General features: G+C 38.4%; 17 protein-coding genes. 12 read left to right on the top strand and 5 right to left on the bottom strand.

Annotation, left to right across the window (positions count from 1 at the left end):
- Nucleotides 1–10 precede the first annotated feature (10 nt).
- Genes rsmB through def form a run of 3 tightly spaced genes read right to left on the bottom strand, consistent with a single transcriptional unit; the run spans nucleotide 11 to nucleotide 2,880 of the window.
- Nucleotides 11–1,342, bottom strand: a complete 1,332-nt coding sequence (gene rsmB / locus H4J39_RS05995; RefSeq protein WP_182226501.1) for a 16S rRNA (cytosine(967)-C(5))-methyltransferase RsmB — start codon at nucleotides 1,340–1,342, stop codon at nucleotides 11–13.
- On the bottom strand, nucleotides 1,342–2,334 hold the full coding sequence (gene fmt / locus H4J39_RS05990) for a methionyl-tRNA formyltransferase (protein WP_182226499.1): 993 nt from the start codon (nucleotides 2,332–2,334) through the stop codon (nucleotides 1,342–1,344). The genes rsmB and fmt overlap by 1 nt, the downstream gene beginning before the upstream one ends.
- A gap of 36 nt (nucleotides 2,335–2,370) precedes the next feature.
- A complete protein-coding gene (def, locus tag H4J39_RS05985) occupies nucleotides 2,371–2,880 on the bottom strand; it encodes a peptide deformylase (RefSeq protein ID WP_182179699.1) in 510 nt (169 codons plus the stop codon).
- A gap of 124 nt (nucleotides 2,881–3,004) precedes the next feature.
- Here def and H4J39_RS05980 point away from each other — a divergent pair, with 124 nt between their 5' ends.
- The 9 genes from H4J39_RS05980 (at nucleotide 3,005) to H4J39_RS05940 (ending at nucleotide 10,809) form a co-directional block, all read left to right on the top strand.
- Entirely contained in the window at nucleotides 3,005–4,102 is a 1,098-nt protein-coding gene (locus H4J39_RS05980) for a LysM peptidoglycan-binding domain-containing protein (protein WP_182226497.1), read from the top strand.
- Between the two features lie 58 nt (nucleotides 4,103–4,160).
- Nucleotides 4,161–5,318: a DNA-processing protein DprA gene (gene dprA, locus H4J39_RS05975; protein ID WP_310649720.1), complete on the top strand. Its 1,158-nt coding sequence runs from the start codon at nucleotides 4,161–4,163 to the stop codon at nucleotides 5,316–5,318.
- Nucleotides 5,319–5,327: 9 nt separating this feature from the next.
- Nucleotides 5,328–5,801 (top strand): DUF494 family protein, encoded by a 474-nt coding sequence (locus tag H4J39_RS05970; RefSeq protein WP_182179695.1) that lies wholly within the window; start codon nucleotides 5,328–5,330, stop codon nucleotides 5,799–5,801.
- Between the two features lie 75 nt (nucleotides 5,802–5,876).
- On the top strand, nucleotides 5,877–6,452 hold the full coding sequence (locus H4J39_RS05965) for a topoisomerase DNA-binding C4 zinc finger domain-containing protein (RefSeq protein ID WP_182226495.1): 576 nt from the start codon (nucleotides 5,877–5,879) through the stop codon (nucleotides 6,450–6,452).
- A gap of 38 nt (nucleotides 6,453–6,490) precedes the next feature.
- Nucleotides 6,491–6,994, top strand: coding sequence for a 5-(carboxyamino)imidazole ribonucleotide mutase (gene purE / locus H4J39_RS05960; RefSeq protein ID WP_182179691.1), 504 nt, complete (start codon nucleotides 6,491–6,493; stop codon nucleotides 6,992–6,994).
- 237 nt (nucleotides 6,995–7,231) lie between these two features.
- Nucleotides 7,232–8,857 (top strand): acyl-CoA synthetase, encoded by a 1,626-nt coding sequence (locus tag H4J39_RS05955; protein ID WP_182226493.1) that lies wholly within the window; start codon nucleotides 7,232–7,234, stop codon nucleotides 8,855–8,857.
- 118 nt (nucleotides 8,858–8,975) lie between these two features.
- Entirely contained in the window at nucleotides 8,976–9,524 is a 549-nt protein-coding gene (locus tag H4J39_RS05950; protein ID WP_182226491.1) for a Sua5/YciO/YrdC/YwlC family protein, read from the top strand.
- Entirely contained in the window at nucleotides 9,521–10,435 is a 915-nt protein-coding gene (hemF, locus tag H4J39_RS05945; RefSeq protein WP_182179685.1) for an oxygen-dependent coproporphyrinogen oxidase, read from the top strand. The genes H4J39_RS05950 and hemF overlap by 4 nt, the downstream gene beginning before the upstream one ends.
- 2 nt (nucleotides 10,436–10,437) lie before the next feature.
- Nucleotides 10,438–10,809 carry a diacylglycerol kinase gene (locus tag H4J39_RS05940; RefSeq protein ID WP_182179683.1) on the top strand — a complete coding sequence of 124 codons (372 nt, stop codon included), beginning with the start codon at nucleotides 10,438–10,440 and terminating at the stop codon, nucleotides 10,807–10,809.
- A gap of 121 nt (nucleotides 10,810–10,930) precedes the next feature.
- Here the strand turns inward: H4J39_RS05940 and H4J39_RS05935 are convergent, their stop codons facing one another.
- Entirely contained in the window at nucleotides 10,931–12,778 is a 1,848-nt protein-coding gene (locus tag H4J39_RS05935; RefSeq protein ID WP_182226489.1) for a DUF3413 domain-containing protein, read from the bottom strand.
- Between the two features lie 178 nt (nucleotides 12,779–12,956).
- On the opposite strand from H4J39_RS05935, the gene H4J39_RS05930 reads away from it, so the two are divergent.
- The 3 genes from H4J39_RS05930 to H4J39_RS05920 all read left to right on the top strand — a co-directional run bounded on the left by H4J39_RS05930 (nucleotide 12,957) and on the right by H4J39_RS05920 (nucleotide 14,824).
- Complete coding sequence (locus tag H4J39_RS05930) at nucleotides 12,957–13,655, top strand: OmpW family protein (RefSeq protein WP_182226487.1); 699 nt, start codon at nucleotides 12,957–12,959, stop codon at nucleotides 13,653–13,655.
- Nucleotides 13,656–13,787: 132 nt separating this feature from the next.
- Nucleotides 13,788–14,594, top strand: coding sequence for a shikimate dehydrogenase (aroE, locus tag H4J39_RS05925; protein ID WP_182226485.1), 807 nt, complete (start codon nucleotides 13,788–13,790; stop codon nucleotides 14,592–14,594).
- A 2-nt stretch (nucleotides 14,595–14,596) separates the two neighbouring features.
- On the top strand, nucleotides 14,597–14,824 hold the full coding sequence (locus H4J39_RS05920; RefSeq protein ID WP_182226483.1) for a hypothetical protein: 228 nt from the start codon (nucleotides 14,597–14,599) through the stop codon (nucleotides 14,822–14,824).
- 15 nt (nucleotides 14,825–14,839) lie between these two features.
- Here H4J39_RS05920 and H4J39_RS05915 read toward each other — a convergent pair whose 3' ends face one another.
- Nucleotides 14,840–15,379: a gamma carbonic anhydrase family protein gene (locus H4J39_RS05915; protein WP_182179673.1), complete on the bottom strand. Its 540-nt coding sequence runs from the start codon at nucleotides 15,377–15,379 to the stop codon at nucleotides 14,840–14,842.
- Between the last annotated feature and the right edge of the window lie 335 nt (nucleotides 15,380–15,714).

Here is a 15,714-nt window from a genome sequence, read left to right as displayed (position 1 = left end):
GTTTCAGTCTTTACAGAGGCAATGTGGAAAGATCAACAGACCCTATTACTTTTTCTAATTTAGCGTAGTAAAAACCGTCCATTGATTGTTCATTTGGCAGTATTTGCCAGCCAATGTCAGTTTTTTCAGTTGTTATCTGTACTAATCTAGCATTGTTATTCTCAGATAAAAACTTTTCGATTTGCTGAGTGTTTTCTTCAGGCAAAACACTACACGTTGCGTAAAGCAAAATGCCACCAGGTTTAAGTAAAGACCAAATGTTTTCTAATATCTTTTGCTGTAATACGGTAAGCTTTTCAATGTCATCTGCTTTTCTTAACCATTTAATATCAGGGTGGCGGCGAATGACCCCCGTACCTGAACATGGTGCGTCAAGAAGAATACGGTCGAACAGCTGTCCATCCCACCATTCTTTTGAAGCAGCATCAGCGGTAATAACCTGAGCTGACAAGTTAAGACGTGATAAATTTTCTTCTACTCTGAGCAAACGACTTTCTTCAATATCAATAGCCGTCATTTTTGCTAAGTCAGGGGTTAATTCTAGAATGTGGCAAGTTTTACCGCCTGGGGCCGCACAGCAATCAAGCACAATATCACCTGCTTGGGTATCAAGTAATATGGCGGCTTGTTGGGCCGCGCCATCTTGAACAGAAACCCAGCCCTCAATAAAACCAGGTAGTTTGTTAACATCAATTGCGTTAACAAGTTTAATTGCCGATGATTTCTCATCAACAAGCTCTACTGGAATATCTTCTTGGTTTAATAAGGCCAAATACTCAGTAACGTCATGATGTTGTTGATTAACTCTTAGCCACATAGGAGGGCGCTCTAAATTCGCGCTAAGAATTTCTTGCCATTGTTCAGGATAAGCACTTTGCAGTTTTTTGATGAACCAACTAGGGTGTGAATACTTTATTGGGTCAGGTAAGTTTGCTGCTATTTCAGCCGCATCTTCTTTAGCTAAGTTACGTTGAATATTACGCAAGACACCATTAATTAAACCTCTTAAAAAATCACACTTTAACGGTTTAGTTGCTGCTACCGTTTCACTAACCGCAGCGTGATCAGGAATACGGGTATGTTTTACCTGATAAATACCGACTAAAATTAAAAAGTGACCAACACGTTGTTTACCTTTTAATGGCTTATCCATGAGTTGGCGCAAGTCATACTCAAGTGCGGGTAAGTAGCGTAAAACACCGTAACAAAGTTCCTGTAACAAGCCTTTATCTTTACCTTCTACTTTTGCTTGAGCTTTGGGTAGCTCATCGCTAAGACTTCTGCCTTTATCTACAACAGCAAAACAACACCTTGCCGCTAGGGCTCTAATATTAGTCGCCATTATTTTTCACTCAATTTGTTTGATGTTAAGTTATTGATATTACTATTTTCAGCAAACCATAGTGCCTTGCCATTTAAAATATCTCGTGTTGGCAATGGCTTTTTACCGGGTAATTGTAATGACTCTAAGCAAAGAGAACCTGAAGTGGTAGCAACAGTAACACCATTCTTATTCGCTGAAATTATTGTGCCGGGTATATAGTCATGAGTTTCATTAGAATAACTTGCTTGCCAAACCCTAATACGGTGCTCAGCTTGTTTTTCATCAGTAAAGGTAAATTGTGCAACAGGCCATGGAATATAAGCACGGATCTTACGATGTAGTTCTTCTGCTGATAATTGCCAATTTAGTTCTGCTTCACCTTTATCAAGTTTTGCGGCATAAGTAGATAAGCTATTATCTTGAGGAACAGCGTTATGCTTATTTTCAGCCATTAAATCAAGTGTACTTAGTAAAGCAACAGGGCCAATATTGGCTAATTTATCATACAGAGAAGCACTAGTATCTTGTTGAGTAATTTCACAGGTTGCTTTCGCTATCATGTCACCGGTATCTAAACCTTTGTCCATTTGCATAATAGTCACACCCGTTTCTTTATCACCCGCTTCCAATGAGCGTTGAATAGGTGCAGCGCCACGCCATTTCGGTAATATCGAACCATGGACATTAACACAGCCTAAACGTGGAGCTTCTAAGATAACCATCGGCAATAACAAGCCGTAAGCCACTACAACCATAATGTCAGCATCATAGCGAGTTAGCTTTTCTTGATCGCCAGCCTCTTTAAAATTAATGGGTTGCTCAACAACAATATCATGCGCTAATGCGAGTTCCTTAGTAGCACAAGCTGTTAATTTTTTACCACGTCCTGCACGTTTGTCAGGAGGACAGTAAACAGCAACTACTTCATGATGAGAGTTAATAAGTGCCGCCAGATGTTGTGCAGCAAAATCTGGCGTACCAGCAAAAATAATTTTAAGAGCTTTTGACAAGGTTTTATTCCGAATTCTATTAATAAAAAATAATGATTAACTATTGGCTAAACGTGCTTCTTTTTCTAATTTTGCTTTTATCCGCTGGCGTTTCAATGGAGATAAATAATCAACAAATAGTTTACCGTCTAGATGATCTAATTCATGTTGAATACAAACAGCCAGTAATTCAGTTGCGTTTAAGGTGAACGCGGTACCGTCAAGATCGAGTGCTTTAACAGTCACTTCGGTATAGCGGTCAACTTTCGCGTAACAGCCAGGTACAGACAAACAGCCTTCTTCATTGATCTCTGTGCTGTCGCTATGACTAATGATTTCTGGATTAATCAAGACATAAGCCTGATCTTTATCTTCAGTCACGTTAATAACAACAATACGTTGGTGCACATTAACCTGTGTGGCTGCTAAGCCAACCCCGTTTTCGTCATACATGGTATCGAACATGTCGCTGACAATTTGTTTCACATCACTGTTAATTGTTTCAACAGGTACAGCTTTGGTGCGCAAGCGCTCGTCTGGGAATCTAAGTACGTTTAAAATAGTCATAAATCTTCAAAAAATTCGCGAAAGTTCGCATTGAGTGTTATGTTTCAATTTTAGCCATTAAATATAATTAATAATAGTGGTTTAAGCTAAAAGCTTCATATATCTGTTTAATAGGTGAACTATCATGCTAATACGCAGTTTATTGTTAACACTCAGTTTGTCTTTTTCAGTATTTGTCAGTGCTGATGAGTTAACATTAAATACCAATGCTCCAAAATCTTACATCGTGAAAAAAGGAGACACTTTGTGGGATATATCGGGAATATTCCTCAAACAGCCTTGGCTATGGCCAAAGTTGTGGCGATTAAACCCCGACATTAATAATCCGCATTTAATATATCCCGGTGAAGAGTTACGTTTGATTTTTGATGAACAAGGTCAACCGATGTTAGTTCGTGGTAAGCCTGAACTTAAGTGGTCACCTCGTGCCCGCGTACAACTAAAAGATCAGTCTGCTATTTCTAGTTTACCTTTAGAGGTTATTGCGCCTTATATTAAGTACAACAGTATTTTATCTGAAGCTGAAATTGAAAAACTCCCTTATATTTTGGGCAGCGATGAAGGATATAACTCGAGTGTTGATGGTTTTAACCTCTATATTAATGGCGAGTTAGCGCTAGGAAAAGGCTATGCTATATATCAAAAAGAGGAAGCGATATACGATCCCGAAACTGAAGCGCTATTAGGCTACAATATTCGTGTCGTTGGAACGGGAAAAGTATTACGTTCAGGAGATATCGATAATAAGGTTCCAGCTACCTTGTACGTTGACGGAGCTAAACAAGAAATACGCTCTGGCGATTTCATTATGCCCGTTAATGAAAATCAGCAATATCCTTCTTTTTTTACTTTAAAACCTGCTAAAAAGTCATTGCGAGGGCTCATTTTAAATAGTGCAAGTGGAGTACGTGAATTTGGAAAACTAGCCGTAGTCATGATTAACCGCGGTGCTGAGCATGCTCTTGAACAGGGAGATGTTGTCTCGGTAAAACGAACCAGCCCTGGTGTTGTTGAAACAAGTAATGGCCCAGCGTATAGCCAAGATACATCCCGTTGGAATCGTTTAGCAAACGTTGATGATTCTGATTATAAGATGCCAGAAGAAGTGGTGGGCGAAATGATGGTTTTTAAAGTGTATCGGCAAGTTAGTTTAGCGTTGGTATTACGTTCAAGTAAACCGCTTAGGTTACAAGATACGGTTACTTCGCCAATGGTTAATTAGCGGTTAAAGACAGACCAATATAACGGATAGAAAAGCAACTGCACTTAAGGAGAAGGCAGTGCCGATAACAAAAAGTACAGATGTTACCGCTCAACCAAGCGATGAACATCACAATAGAAACGCTAGTCATTACTGGCTGGCGCTTAAACTCATCCCACGTCTCGCTAGCCATAAAAAGTTAACCCTCGTTGAACGCTTTGGGGTAGAAAAGCTTTTTTATCCTTCACAAGAACTATCGTCATTAAGCCTGACTCAAAAGCAAGTTGCAGCGATTAGATCGCCTGACTGGTCAAGGATTTCTGACATAATTAATGCGTCTAAACAATGTGGTAGCATAATTATTCCTTTTACTGACATTCGTTACCCTTCACAGCTAAAGCAAATTTATGACCCGCCTTTGCTATTGTTTGTACAAGGGAATATTACCTTATTAAATCGACAACAAATCGCAATGGTGGGAAGTCGAAATGCCAGTATTAATGGTCGAGAAAATGCTTTCGAATTTGCTCAGCAGTTAGCTAAAGTAGGCTTAGTTATTACCAGTGGTTTAGCGCTAGGTATTGATGGTGCAGCTCATAAAGGTACTTTAGCAGTAAAGGGTAAAACTATTGCGGTTGTTGCTACAGGGTTAGATCAGGTCTACCCAGCGAGACATCGGTTATTAGCCCAAAATATTCTAGAGAATGATGGCGCTATTATCAGTGAGTTTTTACCGGGTACCCCACCAAAACCAGGCTATTTCCCTAAACGTAATCGAATTATTAGTGGTATGAGTATAGGAGTATTGGTGGTTGAAGCTACGATTAGAAGTGGTTCCTTAGTCACTGCTCGTTGTGCCATTGAACAAAACCGTGAAGTTTTTGCTGTGCCCAGTACTATAAATAACCCACAAGCTAAGGGGTGCCATTGGCTCATTAAACAAGGTGCTAAACTTGTCGACGATATTGCCGATATAGTAGATGAAATAGACCTGTTGCCAGAAAGTGGTCTAAACTTAACGATAACTATAGAGAAAGAACAATCGTTCGAAAAAAGTGAAAAACAACACTTGTTTAACGATGAATTGTTAGCTAGTGTGGGTTATGAAATCACGCCCGTAGATATTGTGGTTTCCCGAAGTAAATTACCTATAAATGTAGTATTAACTCGGTTAACAATGTTAGAGCTTAAAGGTCTGGTTGCTACGGTTCCAGGTGGTTACCTAAGAGTAAAATAAGGGCTGATTATGTTTGATATCCTGATGTATCTTTTTGAAAATTATATACATAGTGAAGCCGAAATAATGGTGGATCAAGAGTCACTAACTGATGAACTTACCCGAGCAGGTTTTCATCAAGACGAAATATATAAGGCGTTAAGTTGGCTAGAAAAACTAGCTGCATTGCAAGACACTGATGCTTACCCATACTTAACACGAGTAGGGCGTCGTTCAGTTCGTGTTTATACCGATGATGAAATGCAACTACTTGACGTAGAATGCCGAGGTTTTCTGTTATTCCTAGAACAAGTCAATGTCCTTGATTTTACGACGCGGGAAATGGTTATTGACCGAGTAATGGAATTAGACACGAAGTTCTTTTCGATTGACGACTTAAAGTGGGTTGTACTTATGGTCTTGTTTAATGTGCCCGGTAAAGAAAATGCTTATTCACAAATGGAAGACCTCATTTTTGATGAGCAAGAAGGTCCATTACACTAAGTATCAATCGTAATGTTCGCTTACACCTTACTAATCATGGCATAATGATATTAACAATATTCTAGTGAATGCATTATGCCTAATTCCGATAAACCTTTATTTTCACAACACGAACACGCGTTAGAAAAAGCGTATGAGGTATGTCCTGAGTGTGGCAGTGAAATTGTTATAAAGAATAGTAAGTCTGGAAAATTTTTTGGTTGCGCTTCCTATCCTACTTGTGATTTTACCCGTCCTATTGTTGAACATGAACGTGTTGAAGATAAAATTTTGGCAGGTACTCAATGCCCAGAGTGTCTACATGAACTTGCGGTGAAACAAGGCCGATATGGTATGTTTATCGGTTGTTCTAATTATCCCCAGTGTCATCATATTGAAGATACTAGCGGTCAAGAAGATGTTGGTGTAGCCTGCCCACAGTGTCAGAAAAAGGGCAAGCAAGCTGAATTAATCGAGCGTACCAATCGCTACGGCAAAACATTTTATTCCTGTGAACAATACCCCAAATGCAAGTATGTTGTGAACTATCCTCCGGTTGCAGAAAAATGTCCGGAGTGTCAGTGGTCTATTTTAGTCAGGCGAAAAATGGCAAGTGGTAACGTTTTAGTCTGCCCAGAAAAGAAATGTACCTATAAGCGTAAAGAGATATAATGCGCGCAATTATTTAACTAAACTTCTGGAGAGAGAAAATGTCATCAACTTTTGTTGCAATATTAATGGGCTCAGATTCTGACTTACCTGTTATGCAAGCTACTATCAGCGTTTTAAAAACATTTGGTATTGAACACGAAGTCCGTGTTCGTTCAGCACATAGAACACCTGATGCTGCCAAGGCTTATGTAAAAGATGCGGAAGAACGTGGTTGTAAAGTTTTTATCTGTGCTGCTGGCTTAGCGGCTCATTTAGCTGGTGCTGTTGCTGGAATGACAACTCGTCCAGTTATTGGTGTGCCAATTGACAACGGACCATTACAGGGGCACGACGCATTACTGTCAACGGTCATGATGCCGGGCGGCATTCCGGTTGCTACTGTTGCTATTGGTAAAGCTGGCGCTAAAAATGCGGGTTACTTAGCCGCACAAATTTTAGGTGTTGCTGACCAATCAATTGCAGAAAAAGTAAAAGAAGAGCGTGCCGCTAATGTGATTGCTTTACTTGCTAAAGATGAAGCGATGCAGGCAAAGTTAGGCTAAATTTTAACTTTTACTTGTAAAAGCCAGCGACATGCTGGTTTTTTTATACCTAAAATTTACCATCGTATTTGTGTCTACAGGTCGCTATGAGTAAATGCAGAGCAATGTTGATACAACCCCATTAGACCAAAGGATGATTTTTAAACCCAATAATAGGCGTAAACTATTCTTCATTGTGTGTAAAAAATTAAGTGGCATATATAGCTACCTGCACTGTTATTATAATGAGGAACATCGATGAACAATATATATAGCCAAGGCTTAGACAAAGTTGCTGCTAATAGCCAACCTTTAACTCCTATTAACTTTTTAAACAGAACGGCCGATGTTCACCCTGAGCGTGTTGCCATTATTCACGGTAAGCAAAAAATTACTTATCGTGAATATCGTCAAAATGTTCGACGTTTAGCATCTGCTTTAATGCAGCGCGGTGTTAAGCCGGGTAATACTGTTGCCATTATGGCGGCTAATATTCCCGCCTTTTTAGATGCTCATTATGGTGTACCGCTAACAGGTGCTGTATTACATTCGATAAATATCCGTTTAGATGCTGAATGTATTGCCTTCCTTTTTGATCATGGCGAATGTGATGTGCTTTTAACTGATACCGCATTTTCAAGTGTCGTAAAAAAAGCTTTAACACTATGTTCAAGAAAGCCTTTGATTATTGATATTGACGATGTAATGAGTGAGGGGGGTGAACGCTTGGGTTGTATTGAATATCAAGACTTACTCGCTGAAGGTAATGAAAATTTTATCGGTAATTTAATCCATGATGAATGGCAGGCGCTGGCGCTAAATTACACATCAGGAACGACGGGTAACCCAAAAGGTGTGGTGTATTCCCATCGAGGTGCTTATTTAAACGCTGTTGGTAATAACATGATATGGCCATTAGGTAATAACGCCGTTTACCTTTGGACATTACCTATGTTTCATTGCAATGGTTGGTGTTTCCCGTGGACCGTTGTTGCTATGGGCGGCACCCAAGTATGCTTAAGGCAAGTGGAAGTTGGGGCCATTATTGAAAGTTTAATCGAGCATAAGGTTAGTCATTTTTGTGGTGCACCGATTGTCTTGAATATGATTTTAAATGCAGACAAAGCACTATTAGCAAAAATACCTCGTGGTATTAATATAATGACAGCAGGTGCACCACCACCACCGTCAGTCATCAAAGGTATGGAAACGATGGGTTTTGATATTACTCAAGGCTATGGTTTAACAGAAGTGTATGGCCCTTGTGTCGTGAGTGAGTGGAAAGATGAGTGGAATGATAAGAGTGACGATGAACGAGCCGCGTTAAAAGCACGTCAAGGTATGCGTTACCCAACGCAAGAAGAAGTCGATGTTTTAGACCCCAACACTATGCAGCCTGTGCCCTGTAATGCAGAAACCATTGGTGAAATAATGTTTCGTGGTAATACGATGATGAAAGGCTATTTAAAAAATGATAAAGCCACCAATGAGGCATTCAAACATGGTTGGTTTCATTCAGGTGATTTAGCCGTTAAGCATCCCGACGGTTATATTGAGATACGAGATCGTTCGAAAGATATCATTATTTCAGGTGGAGAAAATATATCCTCTGTTGAAATAGAGAGTGTGTTATATCAACACCCTGATATTTTAGAGGCAGCGGTGGTTGCTAAGAAAGATGATAAATGGGGAGAAACCCCTTGTGCCTTCGTAACTTTAAAGCGCGGACGTAACGCTTCAGAGGAAGATATCATCAACTTCTGCCGAGAGCATATGGCTACATTTAAAGCACCTAAAAGCATTGTATTTAGCGATTTACCAAAAACCTCTACAGGTAAAGTGCAGAAGTTTGTTTTACGCGAAAAAGTGAAAAACCTTTCATAAACGCTCAGGTGTTTAATTCCACAGATATAATTTTATTTACTGGGAATTAAACACTTATTTTATCTCTTAGATAAACGCCGTATAATCGTTATATAATTTCTTTATTTCATTTTTATTTATGATGACTTCTGCCGAAGAAGCTTATTGCCAAGGTGGCATTATTGCTTACCCAACCGAAGCCGTATTTGGTTTAGGTTGCGATCCTGACAATTTACAAGCGATTGAAAAACTTCTTAGTATTAAAAAGCGTTCACCAGAAAAGGGCTTAATTCTGCTTGCGGCTAACTACTCTCAATTATTGCCTTATATTGACGACAGTAAAATACCGCAAGATAAACGCTATAGCATACTCTCTCGTTGGCCTGACGGTATTACGCAGTTAGTCCCCAAAAACATTCAAACGAATAAGTTACTGACTGGATGTTTTTCTACCATAGCGGTGCGATTAACGAGCCAACCTGATGTTGTCGCGTTATGTAATCGGCTAAATAAACCTATTGTCTCCACAAGTGCTAACTTATCAGGAGAGCAACCAGCAAGAACTTGGCAAGAGGTTGAACAAAAACTATCAGATGAAATTGATTTCATCATAAAAGGGAATACGTTAGGTTATACTCAACCTTCAAAAATAATTGATGCACTGACCGGAGAGATCATTCGCGTATGAGCCAAGTAAGTATAGAAACAGTCATTGAATTTTTAAAATCATTGCAAGACAACATTTGTTCAGCATTAGAAACTGCTGATGGCAGCGGGCAATTTATTGAAGACAACTGGGTGCGCGCTGAAGGTGGTGGTGGTCGCACGAGAGTATTAACGGATGGAAGCATTATCGAACAAGGTGGTGTTAATTTCTCTGAAGTTTCAGGTGATAAATTACCCCCCTCAGCGAGTGCTCATCGTCCTGAATTGGCCGGGAGAACTTGGCGAGCTTGTGGTGTTTCATTAGTTATTCACCCTAAAAATCCTCATATCCCAACATCACACGCCAACGTACGTTTTTTTATTGCTGAAAAAGAAGGTGAAGAGCCCGTTTGGTGGTTTGGTGGCGGTTTTGATTTAACGCCTTTTTATCCAGTCAAAGAAGATGTTGTTCATTGGCACCAAACCGCAAAATCACTTTGTCAGCCTTTTGGTGAAGATGTTTATAATGAGCATAAAAAGTGGTGTGATGAATATTTCTATTTAAAACATAGAGATGAAACACGTGGTGTTGGTGGCTTATTTTTTGATGATTTGAATCAATGGGATTTTGACACCTGTTTAAACTACATTAAAGCGGTTGGCCAGGGGTTTATTGATGCTTATGTTCCTATTATTGAAAAAAGAAAGCTTAATGAGTTTTCAGAGCAACAACGCCAATTTCAGTTATATCGTCGTGGTCGTTATGTTGAATTTAATTTGGTCTTTGACCGCGGCACTCTATTTGGTTTGCAATCAGGTGGTCGCACAGAATCAATATTAATGTCGATGCCACCACTTGCGCGTTGGGAATATAACTATCAACCTGACCCGACAAGCAAAGAAGCTGAGCTAGCATCTTATCTAGTGCCACAAAACTGGTTAGTAGAGTCATAGATATGAAAAAAAATAAGCCTCTTGGATTTTTCTCCCGATTAGCTCCTGCAACAAAAAATAGTTGGGCTGGTTTTAAAGCGGCGTACAAATATGAAATGGCATTTCGTCAAGAGGTGCTCTTATTTATTACGACCACACCGTTGGCCATTTGGCTGGCTAATGGTTTTATCGAGTTCGTTTTACTGATGTCGGGTATTGTTATTATTTTTATCGCCGAGTTACTCAACTCAGCGATAGAAACTGTTGTCGACCGTATTGGCGTTGAGCGCCATGAACTGAGTGGCAGAGCAAAAGATCTTGGCTCTGCGGCTGTGTTTGTCGCATTGTGTTATTTTGCTTTGGTTTGGCTTTATAAAATATATACTCTACTCTGATAGAGAGTATACGAAACATAAACCACACAAATATAAAGCGAGAGCAAATACCTCTCGCTTTTTTATGTTCAGGATGAACGGTATAACGAGGTGCTATGGATGGCAAAGAGCGTATATGCAACTACTTTTGATAAAACCGTGACATTTCTAATAATGCTTCTTGAACATAGTTAATGTTAATTATAGCCTGCTTATCTTCTTGGTATTTATCATCAAAAATAGTGAAATTTCCTAATCTATCAAGTTCGTAAAGGTGCTTTTCCGATTTAATTGCGTAATATCCACCTCGACCTAAAAATAGCCAAGGTAAAGCGGCTTCTTGCTTGAACAAAGATACTCCACTACTGTAATCACTTGCCTGATTAGTTACCCCTAATGCTTCTGACATCAGTGTTGGCACAATACTTAAATGGCTTGTTTGATAATTAATTACAGCTGGCGTTTTGTTTGGCCAATGAATAATAAGGGGTACTGCAGTCTGGTATTTTGAATAATTACTATTGTGACCCCAATAACCTAACTTGCTATCATTAAACTCTTCACCGTGGTCACTAGTAATAATAACAATAGTGTTGTCTAGTTTCCCTGTTAATGAGTCAAGTACTTCACCAACTTTACCATCAATATAATGCAATGAATTTTTATACAGATTAATAAAAGGTTCCGCGTCGTAATTATCATTTAAGGCAAGAAAATTTACTTCATCTAGGCTCGGTTTAAAAAGCTTTTTATAATCATCAGGCAAAGAAAAGCCATGAGCTGAATCGAAAAATAATAAGCTAAAACTGGGTTTTTTTTGTGAATTATTACTTGACCAATCTAAGTAGTCTTTCGTTAGTTTTTCATCGCGTTGCCAAGGTTTGTTACCTTCTGATGTGAGCCTTAAAGAAGGAATATCAGAAAAAAGGGTTTGATCAAATTCAGGTAACGTTAATTTAGCACTGGCAAAAATTTGAGCTTGATAACCTTGATTAATTAAAGTTTTCATCAGTACTGGGCTTTGTTGTTCTTTTAAAACACTATCCCAATAACTACCCGGTATGCCATACATTAACGAGAACATGCCATGGCGAGTATTGTTACTACCACTGTAGTGGTTTAAGTACTGCAAAGATTTTTCCTTAAAAGCAAATATGTTAGGAGTCAATGTCTGTGAAACCATATTTGCCCGCCATGAATCAATAACAATCATAATAATATTAAACTTTGATTCTGTTTCTGTTACTGCAATTTCAGCGAGAGGATAATCCAGATTACTTTTGACTTTATTATGCTTGAGCAGTGACTGCGTTTTATGTGCTTTAACATCAAGTAAACCATACTTCGCCATCAAAGATTTAGCCGTTGTAGGGTAAGCTAAAGGAAGTAATTTACTTTGCTTGGTAATGTCTCTGTTATAGGTTCCATCCCCCCAAATGTGAATGATATGGCTAGATAAAATACATAAGGGAATTAAATAAAGAAATGCTTTGTGGGTTTTTTTATCCTTGTCTATATACCAAGTTACGGCTTTTACAATACAGTACTGTCCTATTAAAACGACAGTGATTAAACCAAGTATAATGAGCCACATTGACATTGGAAATGAAATTATCTCACTACCCCCAGCAATAAATAACTCTATGACCATCGCATTGATATGAAATCGATATAATTGATAAATAAAGGTATCAGCGAGTAATGCTGTTAATCCGATGCAACTTAAAATTAGCGCACTATAAATGACAAGTTGTTTTTTATTCGTAATCTTTGCCAACAGGTATAGAGGTAGGCTAGCTATAAAAGACAATAGACCTAATTGGCCAATACCTTGGGTTAGACCAAATAAAATACCAATAAAGCTGTCGGGTATCGTTTGGCTTTGATAAAAACGTGATCCTATGAGTAAAGCGACAACAATATTACAAAGGGTATATAGCGTGAGCCAATTATAGAGGTAAGTTCTATATGCAGTTTTTTGAGAGAACAATATGCTAAAAGATCCTTATTTTATCTAAGGACACAGCATAACATAGCTTTTTAAAATCAGTCTAGTGATGGGAAAAGTTAAAACAAAGCGATTTAATTGCGCTAGGTCAAGTTTTTATTTTTAGGTATCTATAAAATCGGCGTCATTAAATATCACAAGATAAATAGGGACTACTCTCATGAAAAAAAGTTTACTCACATTAGCTGTTTTATCCTCTCTTTCTATAACTGCAATGGCTGCAGATTATAAAGCCGGAGATTTTGTTGTACGTGGTGGTGCTACCATGGTCAACCCAGACAGCGACAAATCAGGTGTTTATGTTGAAGCACTCGGTGGTAATACACCGTTATCTGTGTCGGTTGATGACAATACTCAACTGGGTTTAAATTTTGTTTATTTTTACGATAACAATTGGGCTATAGAAGTTTTAGCAGCAACACCATTTACTCATGATATCACCATTCATGATCCTCAAAGTATTTCTGGTGGACTATTTGGCGCAAATGTTGACGGTGCAACTTTAGCTGAAGTAACTCAGTTACCGCCAACAATTAGTGCACTATATTACTTTGATAATGCTTCAAGTATTAAGCCTTACGTTGGTGTTGGTGTTAACTACACAATATTTTTTGATGAAGACTTCAAAAGTACGCCTGAAAATCTAGGATTTAACGATTTAGAACTCGATGGTTCATTTGGCTTTTCATTACAAGTCGGCGCAGATTACCTAATCAATGATAAATGGCATATAAATGCTTCTGCTCGTTATATTGATATTAATACCGACGCTACCTTCAAGATTGGTGACATTAAAGGCTTGGCATCAGTAGACGTTGATCCGATGGTTTATTCAATCATGTTAGGTTACAAGTTTTAACATTACCCATAGCGATAATACTTAATAACCTTATAAGGCAGTCACTTTTTATATAAAAGTTACTGCCTTTTTTATATTCATCATGCCTTTATTACGATAATCTTAAGTATGATTTCTTACTCAGTGCCTCATATGGATCAATATCGCGTTTTTGGTAACCCTATTAAACAATCACGTTCACCGATTATTCATCAATCTTTTGCTCAACAAACTCAACAGCAACTTAACTATCAAAGTGAATATGTCGCATTAGATCAATTTGAAAAAACGATAAATGCTTTTATGAAAAGTGGTGCTAAAGGTGCAAACATTACCTCACCGTTTAAAGAGCAAGCTATGGCATTATGTGATCATCTAACCGAACGTGCTGAACTTGCCGGCGCGGTGAATACGTTATCTTTTGCAAATGGAAAGATATTTGGAGATAACACTGATGGGGAAGGGCTTGTACAAGACTTGCTTAACCATAATGTTTCATTAAAGAATAGTCGCATATTATTACTGGGCGCTGGTGGGGCCGCTAAAGGCGTAGTTCTACCGTTATTAGCACAAGCACCACAGGTCATTGTTATAGCGAACAGAACCGTGAGTAAAGCAGAAGCACTCATTAAAAAGTTTAAAAACGATAAACTTTTTGCTGCAGGGTTTGATACGCTAGGTAAAGCAAAGTTTGATCTTATTATCAATGCAACCTCAGCAAGCCTAACCGGGACAATTCCACCTATACCAACAGAACTTGTCACCAATACTCATTGCTACGATATGGTGTATGGAAAAGAACTGACCCCATTTTTAGCTTGGGCGAAAGTAAATGGCGCAACTAAAGTTATTGACGGTTTAGGCATGTTGGTAGGGCAAGCGGCAGAAAGCTTCAGGATTTGGCGAAACGTATTACCTGAAGCAGCGCCAGTATTAAATAAACTGAGAAAAGAAGGTTAAAGATGAATCAGCAAATAATTTTCAACGATGATATATCCTTTGATGATAGTGAAAAAGGCTGGGTATTTACGGGATTGCTGTCAGGAGAACGTATTAGTATCCTCATTAAATGTAAAAAGCATGATGAACTTACTGATGAGTTGAAATTTAACTTAGAAGAAATTATTGAAGAATGGCTCGAAGATAATGAGCCATTGTCTGGTAGTAGAATAGAATTAGTCTACTTGTAGAAAGTCTATTAACGACTACTGAGCAAGATACTCATTTTTAAGCTCAACATAATTGCGAGCCGATTGACTGAGAAATGCTTGTTCACTCTCTTTTAACAATCTCATTTTTTTCACAGGATTACCGACATACAAGTAACCACTCTCTAATGTTTTATGAGGAGGAACTAACGAGCCGGCGCCAATAAAAACATCATCCTCAATAACAGCACCATCCATAACAATGGCCCCCATACCCACAAGTATTCGATTACCTAATATGCAACCATGTAGCATACACTTATGACCAACAGTAACATCTTCGCCGATGATTAAAGGATTACCGTTAGGGTTCGCAGCACTTTTACGGGTTACATGTAATACTGTTCCGTCTTGGATGTTCGTTCTATCTCCAATACTAATTGTATTAACATCACCTCTCGCTGCAACTAAAGGCCAAATGCTTACATCGTTGCCTATCGTTATATCACCAACAAGTATCGAAGACTCATCAACATAGACATTTTGCCCCAATTTAGGCGATATTTTATTATACATACGAAATTTAGTTTTATTCATAATAACCATTAGGTAGTGAACTATTCATTTATCTTAGCAAATAAGTACAAAAGGGTGAGAAAATATAACTTATTAAAGGTATTAATTTAAATAAGCAGTAGTAAGTATAATTATGCGTCTTGGATTACATGGTTAATAAATAGTATATTTGTTCGAATAAACCTCAATAAAAATGGGGCTTGTATGTTAATCGAACGAATGAGAACTTAATTCAAAGTTATGACAAAAAAGGGTTGACGCCCAGCGAGAAATGTCTAGAATGCGCTCCAGTTCCAAGGGGTAACCCAAAGGGCTGTTTTGATAAGTTAACTTCTCTTTATAAGAGCTAAATGGTT

The sequence above is a fragment of the Colwellia sp. Bg11-12 genome, from assembly GCF_014076955.1.
Taxonomy (GTDB): Bacteria; Pseudomonadota; Gammaproteobacteria; order Enterobacterales; family Alteromonadaceae; genus Colwellia_A.
Note: the sequence above shows the minus strand (reverse complement) of the source record. Positions and strands in the feature narration are given on the sequence as shown.

Excerpts from the sequence above, each read along its gene's own strand:
- rsmB (WP_182226501.1), bottom strand. The coding sequence starts at position 1,342 with ATGGCGACTAATATTAGAGCCCTAGCGGCAAGGTGTTGTTTTGCTGTT.
- def (WP_182179699.1), bottom strand. The coding sequence starts at position 2,880 with ATGACTATTTTAAACGTACTTAGATTCCCAGACGAGCGCTTGCGCACC.
- H4J39_RS05980 (WP_182226497.1), top strand. The coding sequence starts at position 3,005 with ATGCTAATACGCAGTTTATTGTTAACACTCAGTTTGTCTTTTTCAGTA.
- H4J39_RS05970 (WP_182179695.1), top strand. The coding sequence starts at position 5,328 with ATGTTTGATATCCTGATGTATCTTTTTGAAAATTATATACATAGTGAA.
- H4J39_RS05965 (WP_182226495.1), top strand. The coding sequence starts at position 5,877 with ATGCCTAATTCCGATAAACCTTTATTTTCACAACACGAACACGCGTTA.
- purE (WP_182179691.1), top strand. The coding sequence starts at position 6,491 with ATGTCATCAACTTTTGTTGCAATATTAATGGGCTCAGATTCTGACTTA.
- H4J39_RS05955 (WP_182226493.1), top strand. The coding sequence starts at position 7,232 with ATGAACAATATATATAGCCAAGGCTTAGACAAAGTTGCTGCTAATAGC.
- H4J39_RS05950 (WP_182226491.1), top strand. The coding sequence starts at position 8,976 with ATGATGACTTCTGCCGAAGAAGCTTATTGCCAAGGTGGCATTATTGCT.
- hemF (WP_182179685.1), top strand. The coding sequence starts at position 9,521 with ATGAGCCAAGTAAGTATAGAAACAGTCATTGAATTTTTAAAATCATTG.
- H4J39_RS05940 (WP_182179683.1), top strand. The coding sequence starts at position 10,438 with ATGAAAAAAAATAAGCCTCTTGGATTTTTCTCCCGATTAGCTCCTGCA.
- H4J39_RS05930 (WP_182226487.1), top strand. The coding sequence starts at position 12,957 with ATGAAAAAAAGTTTACTCACATTAGCTGTTTTATCCTCTCTTTCTATA.
- aroE (WP_182226485.1), top strand. The coding sequence starts at position 13,788 with ATGGATCAATATCGCGTTTTTGGTAACCCTATTAAACAATCACGTTCA.
- H4J39_RS05920 (WP_182226483.1), top strand. The coding sequence starts at position 14,597 with ATGAATCAGCAAATAATTTTCAACGATGATATATCCTTTGATGATAGT.
- H4J39_RS05915 (WP_182179673.1), bottom strand. The coding sequence starts at position 15,379 with ATGAATAAAACTAAATTTCGTATGTATAATAAAATATCGCCTAAATTG.